Annotated in this window: 17 protein-coding genes; 10 read left to right on the top strand and 7 right to left on the bottom strand. The window is 70.4% G+C overall.

Annotation, left to right across the window (positions count from 1 at the left end; translation table 11 throughout):
* Positions 1 to 554: 554 nt before the first annotated feature.
* Positions 555 to 1,844, bottom strand: a complete 1,290-nt coding sequence (locus tag DSM104299_RS01235) for an MFS transporter (RefSeq protein ID WP_349294484.1) — start codon at positions 1,842 to 1,844, stop codon at positions 555 to 557.
* Between the two features lie 107 nt (positions 1,845 to 1,951).
* Here DSM104299_RS01235 and DSM104299_RS01230 point away from each other — a divergent pair, with 107 nt between their 5' ends.
* The gene (locus DSM104299_RS01230; protein WP_272475464.1) at positions 1,952 to 2,902 is read left to right on the top strand and encodes a LysR family transcriptional regulator; all 951 of its coding nucleotides are present in this window, start codon (positions 1,952 to 1,954) and stop codon (positions 2,900 to 2,902) included.
* A 341-nt stretch (positions 2,903 to 3,243) separates the two neighbouring features.
* Here the strand turns inward: DSM104299_RS01230 and DSM104299_RS01225 are convergent, their stop codons facing one another.
* The 3 genes from DSM104299_RS01225 to DSM104299_RS01215 form a co-directional block, all read right to left on the bottom strand.
* A complete protein-coding gene (locus tag DSM104299_RS01225) occupies positions 3,244 to 3,522 on the bottom strand; it encodes a hypothetical protein (protein ID WP_272475463.1) in 279 nt (92 codons plus the stop codon).
* A gap of 28 nt (positions 3,523 to 3,550) precedes the next feature.
* Positions 3,551 to 3,838: a hypothetical protein gene (locus DSM104299_RS01220; protein ID WP_272475462.1), complete on the bottom strand. Its 288-nt coding sequence runs from the start codon at positions 3,836 to 3,838 to the stop codon at positions 3,551 to 3,553.
* Positions 3,839 to 4,088: 250 nt separating this feature from the next.
* Positions 4,089 to 4,307, bottom strand: a complete 219-nt coding sequence (locus tag DSM104299_RS01215) for a hypothetical protein (RefSeq protein WP_272475461.1) — start codon at positions 4,305 to 4,307, stop codon at positions 4,089 to 4,091.
* Between the two features lie 767 nt (positions 4,308 to 5,074).
* Between DSM104299_RS01215 and DSM104299_RS01210 the strand changes: the two genes are divergently transcribed.
* The 7 genes from DSM104299_RS01210 to DSM104299_RS01180 all read left to right on the top strand — a co-directional run bounded on the left by DSM104299_RS01210 (position 5,075) and on the right by DSM104299_RS01180 (position 18,189).
* Complete coding sequence (locus tag DSM104299_RS01210) at positions 5,075 to 5,473, top strand: hypothetical protein (protein WP_272475460.1); 399 nt, start codon at positions 5,075 to 5,077, stop codon at positions 5,471 to 5,473.
* A gap of 13 nt (positions 5,474 to 5,486) precedes the next feature.
* The gene (locus DSM104299_RS01205) at positions 5,487 to 6,407 is read left to right on the top strand and encodes an alpha/beta hydrolase (protein WP_349294483.1); all 921 of its coding nucleotides are present in this window, start codon (positions 5,487 to 5,489) and stop codon (positions 6,405 to 6,407) included.
* A gap of 210 nt (positions 6,408 to 6,617) precedes the next feature.
* Positions 6,618 to 7,496, top strand: a complete 879-nt coding sequence (locus DSM104299_RS01200) for a hypothetical protein (RefSeq protein WP_272475458.1) — start codon at positions 6,618 to 6,620, stop codon at positions 7,494 to 7,496.
* Positions 7,497 to 8,324: 828 nt separating this feature from the next.
* Positions 8,325 to 8,621 (top strand): hypothetical protein, encoded by a 297-nt coding sequence (locus DSM104299_RS01195; RefSeq protein WP_272475457.1) that lies wholly within the window; start codon positions 8,325 to 8,327, stop codon positions 8,619 to 8,621.
* A 765-nt stretch (positions 8,622 to 9,386) separates the two neighbouring features.
* Positions 9,387 to 9,791, top strand: a complete 405-nt coding sequence (locus tag DSM104299_RS01190) for a hypothetical protein (RefSeq protein ID WP_272475456.1) — start codon at positions 9,387 to 9,389, stop codon at positions 9,789 to 9,791.
* A 1,932-nt stretch (positions 9,792 to 11,723) separates the two neighbouring features.
* On the top strand, positions 11,724 to 16,112 hold the full coding sequence (locus tag DSM104299_RS01185; RefSeq protein WP_272475455.1) for a PKD domain-containing protein: 4,389 nt from the start codon (positions 11,724 to 11,726) through the stop codon (positions 16,110 to 16,112).
* A gap of 124 nt (positions 16,113 to 16,236) precedes the next feature.
* Positions 16,237 to 18,189 (top strand): ATP-binding protein, encoded by a 1,953-nt coding sequence (locus DSM104299_RS01180; protein ID WP_272475454.1) that lies wholly within the window; start codon positions 16,237 to 16,239, stop codon positions 18,187 to 18,189.
* Between the two features lie 596 nt (positions 18,190 to 18,785).
* Here DSM104299_RS01180 and DSM104299_RS01175 read toward each other — a convergent pair.
* Together DSM104299_RS01175 and DSM104299_RS01170 are read right to left on the bottom strand one after the other, a co-directional pair.
* On the bottom strand, positions 18,786 to 19,010 hold the full coding sequence (locus tag DSM104299_RS01175; protein WP_272475453.1) for a hypothetical protein: 225 nt from the start codon (positions 19,008 to 19,010) through the stop codon (positions 18,786 to 18,788).
* Positions 19,011 to 19,233: 223 nt separating this feature from the next.
* Positions 19,234 to 20,235: a LysR family transcriptional regulator gene (locus DSM104299_RS01170; protein WP_272475452.1), complete on the bottom strand. Its 1,002-nt coding sequence runs from the start codon at positions 20,233 to 20,235 to the stop codon at positions 19,234 to 19,236.
* 96 nt (positions 20,236 to 20,331) lie between these two features.
* On the opposite strand from DSM104299_RS01170, the gene DSM104299_RS01165 reads away from it, so the two are divergent.
* Together DSM104299_RS01165 and DSM104299_RS01160 are read left to right on the top strand one after the other, a co-directional pair.
* Positions 20,332 to 20,988: a flavodoxin family protein gene (locus tag DSM104299_RS01165; RefSeq protein ID WP_272475451.1), complete on the top strand. Its 657-nt coding sequence runs from the start codon at positions 20,332 to 20,334 to the stop codon at positions 20,986 to 20,988.
* Positions 20,989 to 21,326: 338 nt separating this feature from the next.
* The gene (locus DSM104299_RS01160) at positions 21,327 to 22,880 is read left to right on the top strand and encodes a CSLREA domain-containing protein (protein ID WP_272475450.1); all 1,554 of its coding nucleotides are present in this window, start codon (positions 21,327 to 21,329) and stop codon (positions 22,878 to 22,880) included.
* 216 nt (positions 22,881 to 23,096) lie between these two features.
* On the opposite strand, the gene DSM104299_RS01155 is transcribed toward DSM104299_RS01160, so the two are convergent.
* The gene (locus DSM104299_RS01155) at positions 23,097 to 23,966 is read right to left on the bottom strand and encodes a LysR family transcriptional regulator (protein WP_272475449.1); all 870 of its coding nucleotides are present in this window, start codon (positions 23,964 to 23,966) and stop codon (positions 23,097 to 23,099) included.
* Positions 23,967 to 24,013 lie beyond the last annotated feature (47 nt).

Here is a 24,013-nt window from a genome sequence, read left to right as displayed (position 1 = left end):
GAAAAGGCGAAGCGAGCACGATCGCGGACCGCGCCAGGCACTGGCCCCTTCAGGCACTGGGATCCGCAGTGCCTGGAACCCCCGGAATCGCTGGTAATCCTCGGCAATCCGCGCCAGCACGCCGCCTGCGGAGCACCTTGGAAGCCCCTGCAAAACGGGACCTTCTGCCGCGCAGGCTTCTTGCATCGCACCCAGGAGGTCGGGGGTTCGAGTCCCCCTAGCTCCATGTTGGATGAAGCCCCTGCGTGAGCGGGGGTTTCGTCGTTTAGGGGATGGCCGTGAATTGCCCCGAGTTCCGCTCGGTGTCAGGCACCAGTGCCTTTATTCCGAGATATGTGACTGGTTCGCCGGGAATTCGGGCGCTCTGCGTACGGCCGCCACGCTGAGCGGAAACCCGTGTTCTCTCGCGAGCGGTAGAGCGGCCCCATCGCGTCATCAGCGCGACTGCGTGGTCGCGTCCGGCTCCGCGGCGAGCGCCGCGCGGGCATGGCGCAGGCGCCGAGGGTGCGGCTTACTGCCATGCCTTTCCAAGCTCCAGTCTGCCGGGTTGTGGGTCATGGCTGTGCTGGTGCCAGTGCAGTGGTTGTCGCTGGTTGCCTAGAGCTCAGGTCGGCCGTGGCCGGTTCCCGGTCGGCTTCGGGCGCGGGGCACTCGCGGCGGGGTAGGAGCAGCGGGCTGGTGAGGATGAGCAGGCCGGCGGTGGCGAGCGCGGTGCGGGTGCTGGCGAGGGCGGCGAGCAGCCCGCCGAGCGCGGTGAAGATCGCGATTGATGCCTGCGAGCCGATTGACCAGGCCGACAGCACGCGGGCGATGCGGTCCTTCGGGGTGTGCTGGAGCCGGTAGGTCGCCAGTACCGGGGTGTACAGGCTCATGCTGATGATGATCGCCAGCTCGACCGCGATCACCGTCAGTAGGCCGATGACACCGGGGCGGATGAACGCCAGGCCGATCAGCCACACGGCACGCAGGGTGCCGACGATCCGAAAGACGCGGTGCTGGCCGTAGCGGGCCACGACCCGGCGGGCGAGGCGAGAGCCGATCAACCCGCCGACGCAGGGCGCCGCGAACGCGAGCCCGTACTGCCAAGGCGGGAAGCCGAGCTGGCGCAACAACAGCACGGCCAGCAACGGCTCCGTAGCCATAATTAGTCCGCTGACGAGCATGTTGTTGAACCACAGCGCCCGCAGGACGGGATCGGTCAGGATGTGCCGCCAGCCGTCAACGAGATCAGCGGCCCGCCACCGTCCCTTTACGGCTCGCTCCGGGACTTGCTCGTGCCCGCGGATCGCGGTAATGCCCAGCGCTGAGAGCAGGTAGCTGAGCGCGTCGGCCACGACCGTCGCGACCGGCCCGAACAAGCCCACCGCGGCCCCGCCCATCGGCGGACCGACCGCAAGTGAACTCCAGTTCGTGGACTCAAACCGCGCGTTCGCGACCAGCAGGTCATCTGGCCGCACGAGCGTCTTGAGGTAGGCGCCGCTGGCCGCGTTGAACGCGATCTTCGTCGCGGCGACCACCGCGGAGACGATGAGCAGTTGGACGAAGCTGAGCCAGCCAAGGGCGTAGGCGACGGGGATCGTCGCTAGGACCAAGAAGCGAGCTAGGTCCATTGCGATCATCACCGGCCGCTTGCGATGAAACTCAACCCACGGCGCGAGCGGCACCGCGACCAGGGCGCCCACCGCCGGTCCCACGGCGGACAGTACGGAGACCTCGGCCGCGCCGGCGTGCAGCGCCAGCACCGCGACCAGCGGGAACGCGCCGAGCGCCAGGCCGGAGCCGTAGGCGCTCGCCGCGTAGGCTGCCCACAGCCAGCCGAATTCCCGCCCCAACGACCGCCTCATCAACCTACGGATGTGCATAGACGCATTACATCCGTGTAACCTCGCCTAGGCAAACAAAATCTGGTGGCACGACAACAACCACAGGTTGTAATGAGGTACGGTGAGGCATGAACCTGGAGGCAGTCCGAGCGTTCGTGGCGGTCGCGGAGGAAGGGCAGTTCCAGATCGCCGCCTCCCAGCTCGCCATCAGCCAGCAGGCCGTCTCCAAGAGGCTCGCGAGACTGGAGACTGACCTTGGCGTCCGTCTGTTCCATCGCAGCGCTGGCGGCACCGAGCTCACCATCGACGGCCAGGCGTTCCTTCCGCACGCCCGCGAACTACTGAGCGCCGAGCAGCGCGCCGCCGACTCCGTGCGCCCCGGACAACGCGCGCTGCGCCTGGACATCATGACCTCCCGAACCGCGCCCGCCGTCGTGGCGCAAGCGTTCTACCACGCCCATCCCGACATCGAGCTGGACCTGGTGAGGATTGCGGACAGCGCCCAAGCCGCCATCGCCGCCATCGAAGCCGGAACCATCGACGCATCGTTTCGGGCCGTGGGGTCCCCGGCATCGCGGCTGCCCGCAGAGATCGACGCGATGCCGGCAGTCGATGACGCTCATCAGCTTCTCGTTGGCCCCGCCCATCCGCTGGCCGCTGCGCGCTCGGTCACCATGGCCGAGCTGGTCGGACAGCGAATCTGGATGCCAGGGATGCTCCCCGGAAGCGAGTGGGACATCTACTACTACGACCTCGCCGACGCCTTCGGGCTCACGATCGAGCGCGTCGGTCCACACTTCGGCACCGAGCACCTCCTCGACGTACTCCACGAGTCCTCGACGCTCGCGAACCTCGCAGGCGAGCACACCAGATACCTCTGGCCCGCCCACTACGACATGCGCCGCATCCCTATCCAGAACCCCACGCCGATCTACCCGCACTCGCTGATCTGGCACCGCGACAACACCCACCCCGCGCTCGCCACGCTTCGCGACTACCTCGATGCCAGAACGACCGATGTGCCCCGTGCCGAGGTCTGGACACCCAAATGGGAGGGCCGAACGGCCCTGAGATCGTAGGGCTCGATCCGCATCTTCGGGTCCTCTCAGCATGCGAAAAGGGGGTGTCACGCCACCCGCCGCAGTCTTCCTGCGCCCGCCCGGCCTGATCGTCACTGCCGCTCCACCAGCACCCGCCGGATCGTCTGATCCCGGGCGATCTCCAGCAGGCGTTCGCCGCCGATCCGGCGGCGGCCGCCGCGTTCGAGCAGCAATGCTCACAACCGCTATGCGATCGTCTGGCGACTGAACCACGCGAAGCGCCCGGACACCGCGCGCGGGGGACTGACCAAGTTCATGGACATGTTGCGTCGCGGCGAACGCCTTCATGCCTGACCCGGTCGACCCGATGATGCGGCGCCTCAGCGAAGGCATTGCGCTTGGCGCGCGAGGCGAGCGAGCCGCCGCGCAAGAGCTGGTGCGTCGGCGTTCGTTGACGACCCCCAATCCTTGTAATCCAAGCTCGGCGCCGGCTCGGCGAAGCCCTCGCGTTGGAGCCGGCGCACGATCTTGCGGATCGTGACCTTGCTGAAGGACAAGACGTCTTCGAGCTCTGGTGCCGAGTAGGGGCGTTCTGCCAGCGCCGCCAGGATCGGCAGGGCGCGGATCGCGTCGCGGTGGTGATGCATCGTCACCGTCATCGCTGACGCCCCGCCGGTGCCGCCCGCGTCACGAGCAGCATTGGGCGTGGAGGACCTGCCAAAGGCCGTGGACGGCGACGCGCGCTTGCCGAATCCGTTGGTCGATGCGAGCGATCTCGTCGGGGTCGGTCGCCTCGTCGCGGACGTCGAGGTTGTCGAGGATCGACAGCGCGACACCGACTCGCTGTTGCTCGAGCCGCACGAGGTAGCCGGCCGTGGCCATGACCCGCGCGGGCGCGGCGTCGTGCACACCAGGCAGCCAACCGATGGCGTCCAAGACCGCGAAGGCGTCTCGGAAGATCGACGCCGCGGCCAACAGATCGGACGGTGCAAGGTCGCGGGCCTCGTCAAGACGTCGTGGTCGAACTCCAGGATCGCGAGCGTCTGAGAGCGCAGCAACTCGCGCCGGTCCGACGCGACGGTGACGACGCGCGAGATGTTGTTGTCGTTGATCGCTGCCAGACACGCACGGTCGCGAAGTTCCAGAAGCTCGTGCGAAACGTCTCGGAGCCGCGCGACCTCCTGCGCGTCTGCGGGATCCCCCGACCATCGCCGCTGCATCCACTTCAAGGCATCCTCGGCCAACTCGGCAAGCTGTGCGGCGTCAGCGACCTCGCCGCGAAGGCGTCTTGGATGTGCACCGCCTCGGTGACGGCATCACGGATCTCTGCGGCGAGCTCGCACGCCCGCCTGATCAGCTCCGCGATCCATTCCTCGACGACGACGACGAGATGCTCGGGGACATCGAGCGAGTCTTCGGACTCGATACGGTCCGAGATGTCCATGGAGTTGACGCTCCTTGGGCCATTACCCCGGCCGTGCCAGCGGCGCGGGGGCGCTATTTCGCCGGAACCACCACACGGCAGACCCGGCCTGATCTAGAGCCGCCTGCCCGCGCCGGTGGCGCGCCGCGGGCAGGCGGGGGCGGCACGCTAGCTCCGCCCCCGAGAAAGGTGAAGCGAGCCGCAGAAGCGCCCGGTCTCAGGCACTGGCCCCTTCAGGCACTGGAATCCCCCAGTGCCTGGAACCCGCAGAATCGCCGGGAATCCCTGGCAATCCGCACGCCGGGCCAACGACGAAGCACCGCAGAAGCCCCTGCAAATCAACCGGTTTTGAGGCGCAGGCTTCTTGCATCGCACCCAGGAGGTCGGGGGTTCGAGTCCCCCTAGCTCCACTCGGGAAGAAGCCCCCGCTATCGCGGGGGTTTCGTCGTTCAGGGGATGGCCGTGAATTGCCCCGAGTTCCGCTCCGTTTCAGGCACCAGTGCCTTTATTCCGAGATATGTGACTGGTTCGCCGGGGATTACGGGCGATTCGGGGGCTCCGCACGCGCCACTAGCCGGGGGGCGTTCGGGGCCGCTGGCGACGGGCAAATCCGTCGGCCGAGGCAACCTGCTTTTTGCCGCGTCCCGTCCGACGCGCGGCTCACGATGAGCCTATGACCCGGGATCTTGAGCGCTCAGCAAACCGCACAAGCACCGCCGTCGTCCGTCACCTAGTCTAGGTCTCGTGCCGTGCCGGCCCCTGCCCGCGACGCGCGCCTTCTGGCGGCCATGAGCGACACCCGCTCCCCGTCGCCGGGCCCCGACGTCCTCGACTCCAACGACCTCGTTCTGCTGATCCTCGGCGCGCCAGCGAGCAGCGCCGAGCTCCAGGACCGCTGCAATGGCATCACGCGGTTGGAGAAGCTCGCCTTCCTTCTCGAGCCGACGGGCTGGCGGTCACCTTTCAAGCCGTCGCGCGACGGGCGGGTCTCGCGGCAACGGCTCTACACCCAACCCGAGCTGCGTGCCGGCATCGAACAAATCCGAGACCGCCAACCGAGCGCGGTGGCGAGAGTGCCCGACGAGCAGCGCGCTCGCGAGCGCTCGCTGCGCCAGGGCAACGAGACGCTGCTGGCCGACAACCGCCGCCTGCGCGCCGAGAACCAGACGCTGCGCGACGAAGGCTAGAGCTCCGATCTCGATGCGATTCGGATTGGCCCATCTGATCGATCCTCGCCTGGTTGCTCTGGTCGACGGATCGCGCGCGTTCTATGCGAAGCGCGTGGCCGGTCGGGGCCCAAGCAGCTGGGAGGAGCTTCGCTCGGTCCGAGCCAGCATGGCCGCCGCCGCCCCGTCGAACCCGCCGGCTGTCAACGAGCTCGTCGGCATCGCCGGCCGCCGCGTCCCTCTGCGGATCCACATCCCCGCAGACAGGGCGGCGACGGGCGTCTACTTGGAGATCCACGGCGGCGGCTTCTACATGGGGTCGGCTACCGCCAGCGACGTCCGCAACCGGCAGCTCGCGGACGCACTCGGCATCGCGGTCGCCAGCGTGGACTACCGACTCGCTCCCGAACACCCATGGCCGGCCGCACCCGATGACTGCGAAACGGCAGCGCTCTGGCTCGCCGAGCACGCCGAGCAACGCTTCGGCACGACCAAGCTCGCCGTCGGCGGCTTCTCAGCCGGCGCAACGCTGGCGATGACCACGCTTCTGCGTCTGCGCGATCGGGGGATCGCATTCGGCTCTGCGGTATTGCAGTTCGGAACCTACGACCTCAGCGCCCAGACACCGGCCGGACGCCTGATCGCCGACGAGTACTTCCTCGACGCCTACGCGGGCGCAGCATCGGACCGCACCGACCCGGACCTCTCCCCGATCTACGCCGAGCTCACAGACCTGCCGCCGGTCCTCATAATCGTCGGAGCGGACGACATCCTGCTTGAGGACAACCTGGCCATCGCCGCGCGACTGTCAGCAGCCGACGTCGACGTCGATCTGCGCATCTACCCCGGCTCGCCCCACGGGTTCACCGCCCATCCGACACCGATGGCGCGGGTCGCGCTCGAAGACATCGAGACGTGGCTCAGCGGTCACCTGGACGCGGATAGCCGCTGTTGACGGAGACACCCGGAGATAAAGGTCAAGAACCTGCTGTTCAACGAGTGGGAGCAGAAGACCGACGCGGCGTTGGTAGAGCGCTGCCGAGCTGCGGCGTCCGGGTCCTGCTCAAGGTGCGTGTTGCCAGCGCTTCCACGATATGCGACTTGTTCCCCGGGGATTCCTCGCGATTCGGCGCCCGGGATCCGATGCATGGGACCCTCAACCGACATGAACCCGCACGAGCAGGCGCGGCAGCGACGCGGCCACGCCGCGGCGGCCTACCGACCCCGCGACGTACGACTGCTACTGATCGCCGAGGCACCACCATCGGACCTGGATCGGTACTTCTATTTCGAGCAGGTTCGCGACCAGGACAGCCTATTCCGCTACGTCGTGCAGACGGTGCTGCGTGAAGCGCCGTCACGTGCGAGCAAGGCCCGCCACCTCGCGCGGCTGCGCGACCGCGGTGTGTGCCTGATCGATCTCAAGACCGATCCCAAGATCGGCAACGAGCGGCTCGACGAGCACGTGCCCGATCTTGTGGCACGCGCCGTAGCGCTTGCCCCAGAGCACGTCATCACAGTCAAGGCCAACGTGTGCGACCTCTGCCAGCCCGCGCTCCGCGCCGCTGGGCTGGGTGTCGCAGACGTGCGAATCCCGTTCCCCGGTAGCGGGCAGCAAGGTCGCTTCTGCTCGCCGGAGAGCAGGACCGGGACCTCGAAGATCGTCGGCGCCGACTCCGGAGGCAGCGTCAAGGCGAGCTCGGTGACCTTCGCGAGCGCGGTGCGCTGGGCGCGAAGTGGTCGCCAATGTCGGCGGCGAATGCGCTGGGGCCTCGATGGCCTCGATGGCCAGCAGGATCTCGGCCGGCTACAACCGCCGATAACACTCGTGGCACAGCTCGACCGCCACGTGTCCGAACCCCGCCGGAGGTCGGCCAGTCGGCGTTCGCACAGTCAGACTGGAGGTGCCCGACCCGCTGCCTTCCGGCCGCCCCGGCGGCGTTTCTACCGACTCACCGGCGTCGGGCACCACGTCGACGACGTTCTTCCGGTGCTGTTCGGGCCGCGGATGGGCGCCTTGGGGGCGATCGTCGCTGCGCTGTAGCTGGCGCTCGACGGCCCTCGTGACCTCTGTGATTTCGCTGGAGATCTCGCCGGTCTGGTGTCGCGGCCGCTCCTCCGTGGGCGAGCGTCGGTGAACGATCCTGCGGCGGCCGGCTCAAGGGCATTGCTGTCGCCCTGGGCTTTTCGCGCGGTGGCGCGCGCGCTCAGGGCCTGTGGGCAGCCGATCGAGTCGGCGATCTGCTGACCTGCCGTGAACGTCCCGTTGCCGCCGGAGGCGCGTGTTCGCCTGGGCGAGCAGGAGGCGTGCCGGCCGCGGCGCGTGCACGTCGTCGATCCGCGCCCTGTTGCGGACGCGCTGAAAGCGGCCTTCGCTGGATCGGCGCGGCGCCCGCGGGCGCTTCGCCGGATCCGGCGAAGCGCTTCAGCGCAGCCGAATTTGGCGCCTGACGCGCGCCTAAGTAGCGTTCGGCTCGCCCCATCCCCTCTCTTCTCTCTCTCTCTCGCTTCTCTGCTGTAGCCGCCGAATCGGCAGACCGCCATTCGGCTCGCACCGGTCGTCACCGACGACCGCCTGAGCTCGGGCCCTTCAACGCCCGAGTGAGGAGGAACCATGTTCCAGAAGCTCCAGCAGGCCTGACGGGCGGCCGAGAACCGCCTGCCCGCGAACCTCACCCCGCTGCAGCGCCGGCAGGTCCTGTTCTTCGGCCCCCGTAGCGTGCCTCATGCTCATCAGCGTCGTCATGGGCGGGAGCTGGGCAGTCGTGCTCGCTGCCCTCGCGCTCGGTGCCGTCTGGATGTTCGGCCCGGCCACCGACGCCAACGTTGCCACCGGCGTCCCGCCGATCAACCAGCGGGCGACACCCCACGCATGCTCAGCTGGTTCGGGGTCGACCACGGCCTCCTGGCGAAACCGCTTGACGGCGTCCCGGCCTCGGACATGCGCGCGGCGACCGCCGGCATGCTCGACATCCTCGAGCTCTGCCTCCTCCGCGGCCAGGCCACGATCGACGCCACCGTGGTGACCGCGTGGAAGGCCGGCGGTGAGCTCCAGTTCCTCACCAAGGAACTCGCCGACGCTGTCGACGGGTTCGCCCTCGAGACGGTGCGCAATGAACAAGACGCCCGCGGCCTGCACTCGGCGTCAAGCTCGCCGCGCCGTGGCTGAGCTCCAAGCTGGTCCTGCTCTGAACCGTCTGCGTCGTCGACGACCTGTGCGAGTACCGGATCGACTTCCTGGAGCCCGCCAAGACGCTCTGAGCGCACCCCGTCCGTCCGAGCCCGGGCGGCCGTCTCCGACGACAAAGGACCTAACCGGAGATCGGGCCGCGCCTTGAGCTGAGTGCAGCGCCGCTGACCTACCCCGAAGTCGACGGGGCGCCCCGAGGTGCTCAGCCCTGAGCGTTCCACCGAGCACACGCCCCCCTCGAGGTGTCGGTGAGGCAACCTGAAGGGAGCCGGCACACGATCCGCACCGAGATCAGCCTGCCCAAGGCGCTCCGCTGGTCGTCGGCTGGACCGGCCGTCGGCCACGTTCTTCGCCCAGAGCTTCGCCGCGGGCGCCGCCCACGCCTGCCAGGGCGCCGACTGCTTCATTGCCCCCAGGCACATCCGCGCGAGTGCGAAGACACGCTGATCGACGTGTGGTGGGCACTTCGCACTCCGAGCCACCCACGCTCGAAGACCCCGAGCGCCCGCTCGGCACGCTGGACGACGTTCTGACGAGACACCAAGACTGACCTTCACCAGGCCCAAGCCCGCAACGTCTGAGCGCGCCTGCGGTGCCCCCACGACGCCATGGGGGCAGCGCGCGAGGCGCTCAGCCTCACCGCCGCCGGGACGGATTCCCGAGCGAACTCCCACAGAAGGACCCTCTGTGACCACTACACCAACCGGTACGGGCTCCCGGCACGCTGTGCAGGAGCGAAACATCGTGAACAGGGCGGTTGCGTTCGCCCTTCTGCTGGCGGCGTCGCTTGCCGGCTGCACCGGCTCGCCCACCACCACAGTTGGCTCGACGAGCCCCGGCACCAGTCAGTCCGCTGCGACGCGCAGCGCCTCGACGCCGCCGCTGCTCACCTGCCCGACGCCGGCCGCGGGCGTCAGCGCGCTGCGGGTCGTCGCTGTCGACATAACCATGCGCGATCAGCCGGTCAGGCTCACGGACGGCGCGGTCGTACTCGGACGGATCCAGAACGGCCAAGTCGTCGAGCTCAAGCGGGTCGGCCATGGCCCATGGCGACGAGTCGCCTGCGGCCAGAAGGTCGGCTGGACTCTGGCCTACACCGACCAGCTCGGCGCCAACCGACGCGTCTGGCTCGTGCCGGTCAACAAGTAATAGGGACGCTATCTGCGGCCGCACGCGGCCTAGATGGCGCTATGCCCGTTCCACCCGGGCCGCCTGCCGCACGAGAGCAAGGCACCCGGCACATCCGTCGCGGCATCGCGCATCGGTGCCGCTCGAGAAGGGATCCACGCAGATGGCCAGGAAGAATGACCCCACTCAGTCCGAGCCGCAGCACTCACACAGCTACCAGTGCTACTCCGTCACGATCACCTGCGGTCAGACCGTCGCGCACACCCACAGCGACGCGTGCTTCGACGGCCTGACTTGCGGCCTGACCGCCCACACGCACACGAACGCCTGCCTCACCGAGACGCTCATCTGCGGAAAGTAACCGTCTCTTCGCGGTGGCCGTATCGGGCGAATGTTCGAAGGGCAGTCACAACTGGTGCAGCGACGGCAGCTGCCGCTACTGCCACAGCACCACTCGCAAGTGCCGGCGCTGCGCGTGCAGCGCTGATCTGGACCGTCAGGCGGGCGGCCACGACGGCATGACCGTTCGCGGCTGATGCCGCGATAGCGGGCACCCTGGACGGCGCAAAGGCGCGCCGCCCAGGGCGTCCCGCCCCTGGGGCTTGGCGCCCTGGCGAAGTGATCTCGCACGTCGCTCTGAGCGCAGCGGCGACGCCTTCACCATCCGTTGGGGTGGAGGCGACGACGAAGTGCTCAGCCATTGAGCTCTTCCGCACGAAGCCCGCCCCGGGCGTCCGTGCGCACCCCGAGATCAGAGGAGGTGAACAGCATGCCTGAGGAGCCTGAGGCCGTCGAACCGGGCGACGACACGTCGACCGCCGAGGCCGACGCGCTGACCACGCAGTCCGACTTCGAACTGCCCCCGCAGGGCCCGCAGTTCCAGCGCTAGGTGCACGAGCGCCGCTGACCCGGCGCTGACAGAGAGGAGGTGAGCGTTAACGGCTCGGGCGCTCAACGGCGCCCGAGCCCTTCATCTGACTCAGCCGACCCTCGCCGGAGAGGTGTCGCCGGAAGGACGGACGGATGAGCGCTCGCCTCTTTTTTGACCTTCATATCTGACTAATCAGATATCTACAACCATGGTTCTGTGATCACGCCCATCGCGAGCGGCGACGAGGCCGGCCTGCAGGCCGAGGTCCGGCACGATCCTGCTGCCCGCGGCCAACTTCTGCGGCGCAGGCTTCTTGCATCGCACCCAGGAGGTCGGGGGTTCGAGTCCCCCTAGCTCCATCGTCACGGAACCCCTGCTACCGCGGGGGTTTCGTCGTTCAGGGCTGGCCCTGAACCGGCCCGAGTTCCCGCTCCGTTTCAGGCACCAGTGCCTTTATTCCGAGATATGTGACTGGTTCTGGGGATTACCGGGAATTCGGGCGCCCTCCGCACGACCGCCCATGCTGAGCGGGAGCCCGTGTTCTCTCGCAAGCGCTAGAACGGCCCCCATCGCGTCATCAGCGCGACTGCGGGGTCGCGTCCGGCTCCGCGGCGGCCGCCGCGCGGGCGTGGCGCAAGGCGCCGAGGGTGCGGCTTAGCCTGCGAGGCGAGAGCAGCAATACCGTGAGTAGACAGTTGCCGGTCTCGTGTACTAAGAGATTTAGATCATCCAGCAGGGTGCATTCCAAACCGACCAGGCTGAGCCTGCTTGGGACCTACAACTAGACAGTCAGCTCGGCGGTGTACGGACCAGCCGCCGCGTCCGGTTTGGCGAGGCCGTTCTATAGCCAGTGTTTGGAGCACGAAGTTGGCGGCGTCCTCGACCGCGGCCTCGGCCGCGCTACTGGCTGCGGCAGGCGACGCCGATGCCGCTCCCGTGCTGCGCGAGTACGGCCTCGACTGACCGACACGACGGCGAAGACCCGCTGCTCACCCATGTCGCCCTGGCCGCCGTCCTAGAACGCCGGGTTGAGACCCATCCGAGACGGTCTTCTGACCCGCAAGGCGGCAAGGTGGGCCGCGATGCCCGCTCCCCGCCGTGCCCGGTCCACGCTCCTCGCGCTCGTCCTCACCGCTCTGGCCGCTCTCGCGGCCGTCGCCCCGGGCGCCCAGGCCGGCCCGCTGGACCTCGATCCCAGCTTCGGCGCCGGTGGCGTGATCTTCACCGGCGGCGCCCAGGGCGGTCGCTGGTCGGCCGTCCACGGCTTCGCCGACGGCAGCTTCCTCGCCGCCGGCGAGGTGGCCAACGACACGCTTGCGCTCACCAAGCGCCGTGCCGACGGGACGCCGGACCCGGCCTTCGGCACCGGCGGCCTCGTCACCTTCGGCGGCGGTCAGGGCTCAGTGGTGGCGCGCAGCGTGATCGTGCTGCCCGACGGCCGGATCCTCGTCGCTGCCACCGCGACGGCCGCCGTGCCTGTGATCGTCGTCGCGCGCATCAGCGCCACGGGCGCCCTCGACGGCACGTTCGGGACCAGCGGCATCGCGACGGTCACCACGTCGGGCGGCGGCGTCCGCCTCGGTCACGCCGCGGTCCAGTCCGACGGCAAGATCGTCCTCGCCGGCACGCACCCGGGCAGCAGTGACGCCGGCATCCTGGCGCGGCTCACGCCGGACGGCCAGGACGACGCCGGCTTCGGTTCGGGCGGCCAGTCGCGCGTCCTGCTCGGCGGCGCCGCCACGCGCCTCGACGACGTCGCCATCGACGCTTCGGACCGCATCGTCGTCACCGGCTGGCGCGCCGCCGGCGGCGGGACCAAGGGCCAGCTGACCGTCGCGCGCTACACCGGCGCGGGCACGCTGGACACCAGCTACGGCACCGGCGGCACGCCCTCCGGCTTCACCTCCGCCGACCTCGACGGCGCCGCCCCGGCGACCTACGACGTCGAAGGACGTCGCCTGCGCCTCGCCACCGACGGCACCGCCACGGTGGCGGCGACCGTCGTCGCCCAGGGCGTCGCCCACCACGTCGGCGTCGCACGTCTGAGCCCGACCGGCGCGGTCGTCAAGACCACGACCCAGGACCCCAGCCCGTCGCACATCACCGACATCGAGGACCTCGTGATCGCGCCCGCCACCGGCGCCCTCACGCTCGCCGGCCGCATGAGCATCGCCTCCACCCAGCAGGTTGCGATCGTCACCTACGGCGACGACCTCACCGCGGGCGCGGTGCGCAACATCGCGGTGTCCGATGGCGGCGACGACGAGGCCTACGCCGTCGCGCTCGGTGCCGACGGCCACACGATCGTCACCGGGCGCGTCTCCGAGCAGGCCGGGAACTCGGGCTTCTTCGCGCGCCTCGGCGCCGCCGGCTCCGCGCCGGTCGCGTCGTTCACCACGGACTACACGCCGACGCGCCCGGGTCGTCCGTTGCGCCCCGGCCAGCAGGTGACCTTCGACGCCACGAGCTCCAAGGACCCCGACGGCACGGTTGCCACCTACGCGTGGGACCTCGACGGCGACGGCACGACTGACCACACCGGCCCGACCGTCAGCACGACCTACGCCGCCGGCAACCACGGGGTCCTGCTCACCGTCACCGACGACACGGGCCTCAAGGCCAATACCGGCGCGAACCTCGCGGTCGTCGCCAACAAGAACCCGGGCGTCGCGATCATCGAGCCGCCGGCCGAGCCGCAGGCGGGCAAGACCTTCACCTTGACCGCGCTCGCCGGCGACTCCGACGGCGGCGTCGTCGCCTACGCCTGGGACCTCGACGGCAACGGCACCTACGAGACGCAGACCGGCGCGACGCCCAAGGTCACCACGACCTCCAACACGGCCGGGCAGCACCTGGTCGGCGCGCGCGTCATCGACGATGAGGGCGGCGCGGCCACCACGACCGACAACCTGAAGGTCGGCGAGGGCCCCTGCGTCGAGAACCCGATCGTCAAGATCGAGAAGGCGGTCATCGTCACCCAGGGCACCGCGCAGTCGGGCACGGGCTGCTTCCACCTGACGACCGTCGACAAGGACGGCATCCGGACCCAGACCTACACGACCGACGGCCACTTCCGGGTCAACGGCCTGGAGGTCGACACCAAGCTGACGTCCAAGGCGGTCCTGACCTGGAAGCGCAAGCTGGTCGAGATCCCCAAGAAGAACACGGTCGCGCCGGGCGGCACCGTCTCGGCCGTGCTGAGCGCCGCCAACGTCAAGGTCGTCGGCACCTACAAGCAGACCGACTTCGCGTTCATCGACGGCAAGATCGACTGGGACCTCGCGGGCGCCACGATCGCGGGCTTCAAGGTCGACGCCAACGCCGGCATCGGCGGCCTGCCGCTGAAGGTCAGCGGCGAGCCCAAGCTCGACGCCAACGGCACCTCGACGCTCGACATCCTCCCGGGCACGCCGCCCGAGCTGCTGGGCAAGACGCCCAGCCAGCCGACCCACGCGGTCTTCGGACCCAGCGCCACCGCGGCCGACCTCGCGCCGTTCAGCTACACGGTCGACGAGATCCCGCTCGGCGTCATCACGCTCGGCCCGGTCAAGATCACCTACAGCGGCGACGGCAACTGGGCGATCGAGGCCAAGGCCAGCATGGCCGTCCCGGTCCCGACGTCGCTCTCAGGCAAGCTCGAGCTCGCCAAGGGCAAGGTCAAAATGGTCGACCTGCAATTCGAGGGCGCGATCACGGTCGGGCCGCTGCTGATCACCCACGTCGGCCTGACGATCGACTTCGGGCCGAAGGTCACCGCGAACGAGAACTGCGTCAAGCACGTCGGCCTCGAGGACATCACGCCCTACGCCGGCTGGGACGCCCTGGACAAGCTCCTGCCCGGCTACAAGGACTACGTGTTGGCCCACGACGGGCCCAACCAGGTCCTGTTCCACCAGCTCTTCATGAACTACAAGACGCCGACGTTCGCGCTCTGCGGGTCGATCGGCCTCAGTGTCGCCAAGCTCGTCGAGGCGCGCTTCGGCTTCGGCTTCGCCCGGTACCCGAACCCGTTGCCCAACGTCCTGTTCTTCCACGGCGAAGGCACGCTGGTCGAGCTCATCAAGGCGACGATCGACGCCGAGATCACGACGGAGGGCTACGTCCACGTCGGCGCCGCGGTCAACGGCGGCTACCCGAACGACGACCCGTGGATCGGCTGGAGCCTCGGGCTGGACTTCGAGTACTTCAAGCAGCAGTTCAACGCCCAGGCCTGGGCAAAGATCTCGATCATCCCGCTCGACTTCACGGCCGGCGCGGAGCTGTTGGCCTCCAACAAGGGCATCGTCGGCTGCCTCACGTTCGACACCGTGTTCGGGGACTGGCACCCGGGCGGCGGCGCGAAGTGGGGCCACGGGCCCAAGTTGTACTTGTTCGGCTGCGACGTCGACGACTACAAGGTGGTCATCAAGAACGCGCTCTCCGGTGACCTGGTCATCGGGCCGCCGATCCACGGCATGAGCGCCAAGGCCGCGCGCACGGCCGGCGTCGAGACGATCCCGACCAGTGGCCGCGGCAACGAGGCGACGCTCGTCCGCTACACGGGTCGCAGCGTGGCGAAGGCCCACGCGGCCCAGAGCGCGGGTGGGCGGGGTGCCGATTCCATCGACATCCCGGCCGGCCTGCCCGGCACCGCGATGGGCTTCAAGGGCGCCGGCGGCGCGCCGCACGTCGTCCTCCACGGCCCCAAGGGCGAGACGATCGACACCGGGGTCGGCAACGCCCCGGTCCAGACGCCGGGCGTCGCCGCGCTCAAGAACCCGACGACGGGCATCACGGAGGTCGTCGTCGCCAAGCCGTCGGCCGGGCGCTGGACGGTCGAGGTCGCCCCGGACTCAGTCCGCCTCGTCGAAGCGATCCAGGCCAACGGCACCGTGCCCGCCAAGATCACCGGCAAGGTCAGCGGTACCGGCCAGAACCGCACGTTGACCTACAACGTGACCGGCCTGGGCAAGGGCCAGCACATCGACTTCGCCGAGGTCGGCACGGCCGCGGGCAGCATCATCGGTCGCGTGACCGCCGACGGCAGCGGCACGCTGGCCTTCCATCCGGGCCAGGGCGCCGCGGGCACCCGCGACGTCCAGGCGGTGGTCACCAACGTCGACGGCTACGTCGCCGACCGGCTCAAGCTCGGCACCTACAAGGCGCCCAACGCGCCGCGGCCCGCCGCGCCCAAGCGCCTGACGCTCAAGCGCAAGGGCGCGTTCATCACGCTGAGCTGGCCGCGCGACGCGCGGGCCAAGACCACGCTGTTCGAGCTCAAGAGCTCCAACGGCCTTAACATCGCCCGGACGGTCAAGCGCCCGACGCTGCGTCTGAAGGCGCCGCCGGCGGGCGCGAAGCTCAGGATCACGCTGACCGGCACCTCGAAGACCGGCGTCCTGGGCAAGGCAGGGCACTTCACCCGGACGCTGCCGAAGGCCAAGCCGGTCAAGAAGCACAAGGCCGGGAAGAAGGTGGTCAGGCACCGCTGAAGCTTCTCGACCAGCAGCAGCGCGCGGACCACTCGCCGCCCGTGAAGGCGGCGGGAAGCTACTCTGCGGCCCAATGGCGGGGACGCTTGCGGATCGGCTCCGCGCACGTGAGGTGGAGCGGTTCGTGGGTCGCACGGCCGAGCTGGCGGTGTTCGAGGGCCTGTTCGTCGACGATCCGCCGGTCAGCGTCGTGCACGTCCACGGCCCCGGCGGCATCGGCAAGAGCGCGCTGCTGCGCCAGGTCGGGCGCCTCGGCGTCGCCGCGGGCTGGTCCCCCTGGCGCATCGACGGGCGCGAGCTCCCGCCGGCGCCCGGCGCGCTGGAAGCGATCCTCGTCGCTGCCCAGGCCGAGGAGCGCCCGGTGCTGCTGCTCGACACCTACGAGCAGATCTCGGCGCTGGACGGGGCGCTGCGTGAGCGGCTGCTGCCGGCGCTGCCGGCACGGGCGATCGTCGTGCTCGCCGGACGTGAGCGCCCGGCGCCGGAGTGGTTCCAGGACGGCTGGGAGCACCTGACGCGCGCGCTGGCGCTCGCGCCGCTCACCGTCGCCGAGGGCCTGCAGTTCGTCGCGGCCCACGGGATCGACGACGCCGCGACCGCCTCCGCGCTCGTGCAGTGGTCGAGCGGCTCGCCGCTGGCGCTCAGCCTCGCCTCCGCGATCGCCCAACGCGAGGGCCGCTGGCCCGACGACCACCTCGGGTCCGACCCGCAGCTCGTCGACCTGCTCGTCAGCCGCCTCGTCCTGGCCCGGCCGGACTCGCCCGACCGCCACGACGACGTCACCGCGGTCGCCGCCATCGCGCGCGTGACGACCGCCTCACTGCTGGCCGAGGTCCTGCCGGGCATCCCGCCCAACGAGGCCCAGGCGTGGCTGCGGGCGCAGTCGATCGCCGAGCCGGTCGGCGACGGCGTCGCCATGCACGACCTGGTCCGCAAGGCGCTCCGGGCACAGCTGCGCGCCCAGCGCCCGGAGCGCGAGCGCGAGCTGCGCCGCCGGATCGCCGACCATCTCCACCACCATGCCGTCGCCGACGACCCGCGGCTGGTCATCGACCTCGCCGAGCTGATCGAGGACCCGGCGCTGCGCTGGGGCTTCGGAGCCGACGCGGCGCGCGTGCTGCGTCCCGACGAGCTGCGACCCGGGGAGCTCGAGGCGCCGCCCGAGCACATGCTGGCACGGGCGAGCGGGGAGTGGTGGGCGGCCACCCGCGCGCTGGCCGCCGCGGCACCCGAGCACTTCGTCGTCGCGCGCGACCATCACGATGCCCTCTGCGGGCTGGCGATCGCGGGGACGCCCGCGGGCGCGTCGCCCGCGCTGCTCGCCGACCCTTACGTCGGGCGCTGGATCAAGCACGCGGCCCAGCACGTCCCCAAGGGCAATGCCTTGATCTGGCGCGACGCGCTGGACCTCACCGCCGACGAGCAGGGCGACCTCGCGTCGCGCGTGCTCGCGGTCATCAACACGGGCACGATCCTGCGCTCGGGGCTGCCGAACCCGCGCTGCTTCTACATCCCGATCAGCCCGGTCAACACGGCGTCGGTCGCGTTCATGGAGCAGGCGGGCGGGCGCCGGATCGACGGCCTCGACGTGCAGGTCGGCGAGCACGTCCACGAGTGCTACGTGATCGACCACGGCCCCGGCGGCGTCCTCGGCGGCCTGCGCGCGACGATCTACACCGAGCTCGGCCTGCCGCGTCCCGACGACCGACCCAATCAGATTGTGTCGCTCGTCGCGCCGGCGATCGGCGAGGACGACATACGCCAGGCGCTGCGCGACTTGGACCGGCCGACCGAGCTGGCGGCCAGCCCGCTGACGGTGATCGCCGGGCGCGGCGGCGACGCGGTCCGGGCGCTGCTGCTCCGCGCGATGACCGAGTCCTTCGGCGCCGGCCCGGACGAGACGCTCCTGCGCGAGGTCGCCTTCGCGGCCTACGCCAACCGCACCGCCGCCCACGAAGACGTCGCCTTTACCTTGCACGTCTCGCGCGCGACCTACTTCCGCCGCCTGCGCCAGGCGACCGAGCGCATCTGCGACTACGTGCTTGCGGCGGCGACCGCGCAGTCGCGCGCAGCCTGAGCGCGACCCGTTGGCCGCCGCAGAACGGCACGACCGCGGCACAGGCGTCCAGGCACTGGAATGCCGCGAGTGCCTGGAACCCCGAGAAGCGTCGCAAATCTGCGGCAATCCGCCGCTCCTCGAGTACCGACGAGCGCCTCTGAAAGTCCTGCAAATGATGGTGTCCGGACGCGCAGGCTTCGTACATCGCACCCAGGAGGTCGGGGTTCGAGTCCCCTAGCTCCATCTCCACGAAGCCCCTGCATCTGCGGGGGTTTCGTCGTTCAGGGTTGGGCCGTAAATCGGCGTAGCGGCCGCTCCGTTTCAGGCACTGGTGCCTGAAAACGGCGAATACCCATTGATTGGGTCGATCGGCGCCGATTCGGAGCCCTGCAACCTACCGCTCGGCGCTCTGGATCCGGTCGTCGACCAGCGCGGCCATCCGGCTCTTCGCGCCGCGTTGACCGAACCAGTCGGCGACCTCGAAGTCGGCGATGCTCTCCGACCACGACCCCGCACTGGAGGATCCCCATAGGCAACGCGGCATGTCCCCCGCGTGGAACGACTCGCGGCCCGGCGTCGATCGCCGCCTTGAAGGACTCGTCGTTTAGGGAGGCCTAGAACGTGTTGCCGCCGTCGCTCAGGCGCCACTTGTTGCCGTCGGTGAAGGAGGGCGACGCGATCGCGACGACCATGTCCACTACGGAGTCGGTCACCGGCTCCTCGCCGGTCGGGAGCGGCTCGAACGCCGCGACGTCATCGCGGTCGATCTCGATCGCGATCTCCTGCTCGCGAACGGTCTGCACCCGTTCTATCCCCGAGTCCTCCAGCTGCTCGACCACGGTCCGGGCGGACTTGCGGACCTTGAGCTTCCGGTAGCCGTCAAGGACGGCCGCCGGGATCCGCAGGCCCTTGCCCCGCAGCGCGCCATCGGCGGCGCCGACCGCGTCGAGCGTCCATTCGGCACAGTTGCCCGCGCCGCGCTCAAGACGAGACCGCTGGTCCCGCGGGACGAGCGCTCGGAGCGCGGACCAGAGGCGACCTCGTCGCCTCTGGTGGATCGGCTCAGTTCACCGCCACCGGCCGACGATCGACGATCGACGACTCAGCCGCGGCGCGCAGGAGCAGGTCGCGTAGTGCCGTGGCGGCGTCCAACGGGTCGTTGGGCGTAAGGACGAGCTGGTCGGCGGTGGTCGAAGGGCCGGTGAGCGGTATGACACGTAGGCCGGGTGGCGGGCGGTCGAGGGCGGATTCGACGGTGATGCCGACGCCCGTTCCGGCTGCGACGTGCGCGGCGATCGCGTCCACGCTGTCGGCGGTCCTGATGATGCGCAGATCGGCGCCGCCGATGTGGAACGCGGACAGGAGGCGGTCGCAGAGACCGCTGTTGATCTGGTGCGGCCAAGTGAGCAGGCCGGTGGTGGACAGCTCGGACGCGCTCAGCTCGGCGTGCCGAGCGAGTGGGTGCGACGCCGGGACCAACGCCATGAACCGCTCAGTGGACAGCACCCGCGCGCGAACGCCGGCGACGTCACCGGTAGCCCAGCCGATGCCCAGTCCGATCGTCTCGGCCCGGAGGGCGGTCAGCTGGGCGGTGGTCGCCATGGCCTCCGGCACGATCGTCACGTCGGGGAAGCGGTCGCGCAGCTGCGGCAGGCAGCGCAGCAGCAGCGCGTGGTCGGTGTACTCGGCGTGGGCGACCACGAGCGTGGTGCGGCTCCCGTCGCCCGCCGCCAGGGCGCGTCCGCGCTGCTCGAAGCGGCGGAGCTGCGCCAGGGTCGCGTAGGCCTCGGGCAGGAGCGCTGCGCCGAGATCGGTCAGCGACACGCGCCGGCTGGTGCGGTGAAACAGCCGCCCACCCAGGGTGGCCTCCAAGCGCCGGACAGCGTCGCTGACGGTGGGCTGCCCCCGATACAGACGCTCGGCCGCGCGGCCGAAGTGCAGCTCTTCCGCGACCGCGACGAACACTTCCAACTCGACCCTGTCCACGGGCACCACACTACGGCAATCGATCGATGGAGCCGATCGCTGCGCGTCGACCGTCGGCGTTGATGCCCGTCCGGACACCGGGTGGAATGGCCCGGAACGACTTTCCCCACGACCGGAAGCAAAGACAGACACATGACAAGCAACACCAGCGAGCACGACACCCCAGAGGTTACGGTGACTGTCGTCTACCACTCGGTGCACGGGCACACCCAAGTCCTGGCCGAGCACCTCGCCGACGGGGCACGGTCGGTGCCCGGGGCCCGGGTGCACCTCGTCGAGCTCCGACCCGAGGACGTCGTCGCCGCCCGCTGGCACGACGCCGAGGTGCTTACGCTGCTCGAGCGCGCCGACGCAATCGTCCTCGGCTGCCCGACCCTGATGGGCAGCGTGTCGACGGTGTTCAAGGCGTTCATGGAGGCGGCGTTCACGCCGTTCACGACCCAGGCGTGGAAGGACAAGCTGGCCGGCGGGTTCACCATGTCCGCCTCACAGAGCGGCGACAAGCTGCTGGTCCTCGAGGAGCTGGCGGTCTTCGCCGCGCAGATGGGCATGCAGTGGATCGGCGTGGCCGACATGCCCGGCAACAACTGGAGCGGCGGCGCCCGCGACGACGTGAACCGGTTGGGCTCATGGCTCGGCCTGATGAGCCAGAGCCACGCCGATCTCCCGGCCGAGCACGCGGGCTCGCGCGGCGACCGGATCACCGCGGAGCGATACGGCGAACGGATCGCCCGGTTGACGCAGCGCTGGGTCAACGGCGTGCCGCACGAGACCTCCCGCATGACCGAGCACGAAGCCCGCGCCCTGTCCGCCTCCCTCCGGGAGACGTGAGGCGCGTCCATGGCCTGAGCGCACCCCATGTCGGGCCCGAACGCAACCGGCCCGCACAGAGGTCGGCGGTTCGAGTCCCCCTAGCTCCACTCGGTCGAAGCCCCCGCAAGCCGCCGCGCGTCTCCGCTCATCCTCTGACCACTCGGTAGCGCAGGTGCATGGTGGCCGGTGCCTCGAGCGCGCGGACCAGCCCAGCGAGGGCAGTGTGATCTCCGTGGCGATGTCGCGCTTCAAGAGCATGCACCGCGGTGTCGAGGCGGCGCGCTTCGGAGAGCACCGCCGGCGACCTGGCCGCTTGACGGTGCCGGGCCGGCGAGGCGGGCTGGTAGCGTCGCGCCATGACGCGGCCCCTCCGGATGGTCCTCCCGCTCGCGGCGGCGCTCCTCGGGATCGCGGCGCCGGGTGCGGGCGCCGCCACGTTCACGGTCACCAAGCTCGGCGACGGCCGCGACGGGGCGTGTACGGCGGCGGACTGCTCGCTGCGCGAGGCGGTCGACGCCGCCAACGGCACGGTGCTGCCCGACGAGATCGTGCTGCCGACCGGCGTCGCGACCCTCACGCTCGCCAACGCGCCGTCCACCGCCCCCGAGGACTCCAACGTCGAGGGCGACCTCGACGTCAGCCGCGACGTCACGATCCGCGGCGCCGGCGCGGCTGCGTCGACGATCCAGTCGCTCGTGCAGGACCGCGTGCTCCACGTCCTGCCCGGCGCGTCGCTGACCCTACGCGACCTGACGGTCGCGGGCGGCGATGTCGACTACGGCAGCTCAGCGTACGGCGGCGGCATCTACGACCAGGGCGGCGCCGACCTCGTCCTCGAGCGGGTCGTCGTCCGCGACAACGTGCTTCGGGGCGCCGCCGCGCCCGCGCTCGGCGCCGGGATCAACAAGGAGGGCGGTCACCTCGTGGCGCGGGACGTGACGATCCGCGACAACAAGTGGGTGCAGGGCTCCGGGTACGGCGGCGGGCTCATGCTGGGCGGCTCGGGCTCGCCGAAGGCGGACCTCACGAACGTGACGATCACGGGCAACGTCGTCAACTTCCACGGCGCCGGCATCATGTACAACAGCGCGGTGCTGACGACGCTCACCCACGTGACGATCGTCGGGAACAGCGCGCCCTACGGCTACGACGCCGGCGTCAGCACGGCCGATGTCGGGACGGTGCACGTGCGCTCCTCGATCATCGCCGCCAACACGGCGCTGAGCGCCGACTGCGGCGACTCGCCGCTCGTCAGCGACGGCGGCAACGTCGGCTCGGCGTCGTGTGGCTTCGCCGCACCGGCCGACGTGGTGACCGCCGCGCCGGGTCTCGGTCCGATCACCGGCGACCCGATCCCGGTCTTCGAGCCGCTCGCCGGCTCCCCTGCGCTGGATCGCGCGGTGGGCGCGTGCCCGGCCGGGGACGCGCGGGGCGTCGCCCGCCCGCAAGGTCCCGCGTGTGACGCGGGCGCCGCCGAGCGCCCGGTCGCGCCCGTCCCCACGCCGGCCGGCGGCGGGACCCCGGGGTCGGGCGGGACCGGCAGCCCCGCAGGCGGTGGACCGTCCGTACCGGTCCCGCCGCCCGCGCTCCGGGCCGGCTTCGCCGCGGTGGTGACCCGCAAGGGCGGCGTCATCGTCGTCACCCTGCGCTCTCCCGCCGCCGGCCGCTGGTCGCTGCGCGCCACCTACCGCGCGCGCAGCGGGCGCAAGACCAAGACCATCACCTACGGCGCCGGCGCCAGGTCGGCCGCCGCGGCGGGCACGACGACCGTCACGCTGCGCCCGGGCAAGACCGGCAAGGCCCGCCTGCGCCGCAGCTCAGGACGGCTCAAGCTCGTGCTGCGCGCGGCGTTCACCCCCAAGGGCGGCAAGGCCGTCATCGTCACGCGCTCGGTGACCGCGAGGCGCTGACCCACGGATGGCGCCCGCCGACAGCGGCTCGAGGAGCATCTGGCGCACGACCTCGATGTGGCCTGGGATCACCTGCGCGAGCCACTCGCGGCCGGCGTCGGTGATCGTGTCACGCGCGCCCCCTCGCCCGAAGCCGGACCCGCATTTGTGGGACCGGCCGGCGTCGGGGCGTCGTGCTCGGGGTTGCCATCCTCGTCGTGGCGCGACGGAGGCGCGCTACGTCGTCGCCGCCGCCTCCGCCAGCGCACCGACCAGCGCGGCGACCGCCGGTGGATCCGGTGGGTCGCCGTAGGTCGCCGCGTAGACGCGGCGAGGAAGGCCCGGGAGCTTGCGGGCGATCACGCCGTCCGCGTGATGGGCGCGGAGGGCAAGGCCGGGAAGGGTCGCGACGCAGAGGCCCGCCGCGACGAGGGCCTGGATGAGGACCATGTCGTCGGACTCGTAGCCGATGCGCGGCTCGAAGCCGGCGGCGTCGCAGAGGGCCAGCAGGTGGCCGCGGCAGCGGGGGCAGCCGGCGATCCACGTCGCGTCGCTGAGGCTGGCCAGCCCACGGGTTCGACGGTGCGACAGCAGGTACATCGGGTCGTCGAGCAGATGGCGCAGGCGCACGCCGGCTGGCTCCTCCTCGGCGTCGTCGTACCGGAAGATGATCGCCACCTCGACCTTCCCCGTCCGCAGGAGCTCGAGCGCCTCGGGCGGATGCGCGTCGGTCGACCCGATCTCCAGGCCCGGATGATCCCGCGCCAGGCTGGCCACCGCTCGGGGCACGAGGGATCCGATGGCGGAGGCGAACCCCGCCAGGCGCACGCGGCCGGCGGTCAGGCCGACGTGGGCGGACAGCTCCGCGTCGGCGGCGTCGATGCGCCCGATGATCTCCGCCGCCCGGTCGGCGAGCAGCTGCCCGGCCTGGGTCAGGCGGATGCCGCGGCCCGCCCGCTGGAGCAGCTGCGCCCCCGTCTCCGCCTCGAGACGGGAGAGGTGGTGGCTGACCGACGGCTGCGAGTAGGCCAGCTCGCGCGCGGCCGCCGTGACCGAGCCATGGCGAGCGACGGCGTCGAGCACCCGCAACCGCGTCACGTCGAGCATTCATCAATCCTATCTATGGATGACGTCGAGAACTGGCATTGGACGGA

Origin of the sequence: Baekduia alba (genome assembly GCF_028416635.1) — a bacterium.
In the GTDB taxonomy this organism is placed as follows: Bacteria; Actinomycetota; Thermoleophilia; order Solirubrobacterales; family Solirubrobacteraceae; genus Baekduia; species Baekduia alba.
The sequence above is the reverse complement of the archived record's forward strand: the minus strand, read 5'-3'. Positions and strand labels throughout refer to the sequence as shown.

Bases quoted from the DNA above. Each gene is read 5' to 3' on its own strand.
- DSM104299_RS01195 (WP_272475457.1), top strand. From the start codon at position 8,325: ATGCTCAGCTGGTTCGGGGTCGACCACGGCCTCCTGGCGAAACCGCTT.
- DSM104299_RS01185 (WP_272475455.1), top strand. From the start codon at position 11,724: ATGCCCGCTCCCCGCCGTGCCCGGTCCACGCTCCTCGCGCTCGTCCTC.
- DSM104299_RS01225 (WP_272475463.1), bottom strand. From the start codon at position 3,522: ATGACGGTGACGATGCATCACCACCGCGACGCGATCCGCGCCCTGCCG.
- DSM104299_RS01215 (WP_272475461.1), bottom strand. From the start codon at position 4,307: ATGGACATCTCGGACCGTATCGAGTCCGAAGACTCGCTCGATGTCCCC.
- DSM104299_RS01160 (WP_272475450.1), top strand. From the start codon at position 21,327: ATGACGCGGCCCCTCCGGATGGTCCTCCCGCTCGCGGCGGCGCTCCTC.
- DSM104299_RS01210 (WP_272475460.1), top strand. From the start codon at position 5,075: ATGAGCGACACCCGCTCCCCGTCGCCGGGCCCCGACGTCCTCGACTCC.
- DSM104299_RS01235 (WP_349294484.1), bottom strand. From the start codon at position 1,844: ATGAGGCGGTCGTTGGGGCGGGAATTCGGCTGGCTGTGGGCAGCCTAC.
- DSM104299_RS01205 (WP_349294483.1), top strand. From the start codon at position 5,487: ATGCGATTCGGATTGGCCCATCTGATCGATCCTCGCCTGGTTGCTCTG.
- DSM104299_RS01200 (WP_272475458.1), top strand. From the start codon at position 6,618: ATGAACCCGCACGAGCAGGCGCGGCAGCGACGCGGCCACGCCGCGGCG.
- DSM104299_RS01155 (WP_272475449.1), bottom strand. From the start codon at position 23,966: ATGCTCGACGTGACGCGGTTGCGGGTGCTCGACGCCGTCGCTCGCCAT.
- DSM104299_RS01230 (WP_272475464.1), top strand. From the start codon at position 1,952: ATGAACCTGGAGGCAGTCCGAGCGTTCGTGGCGGTCGCGGAGGAAGGG.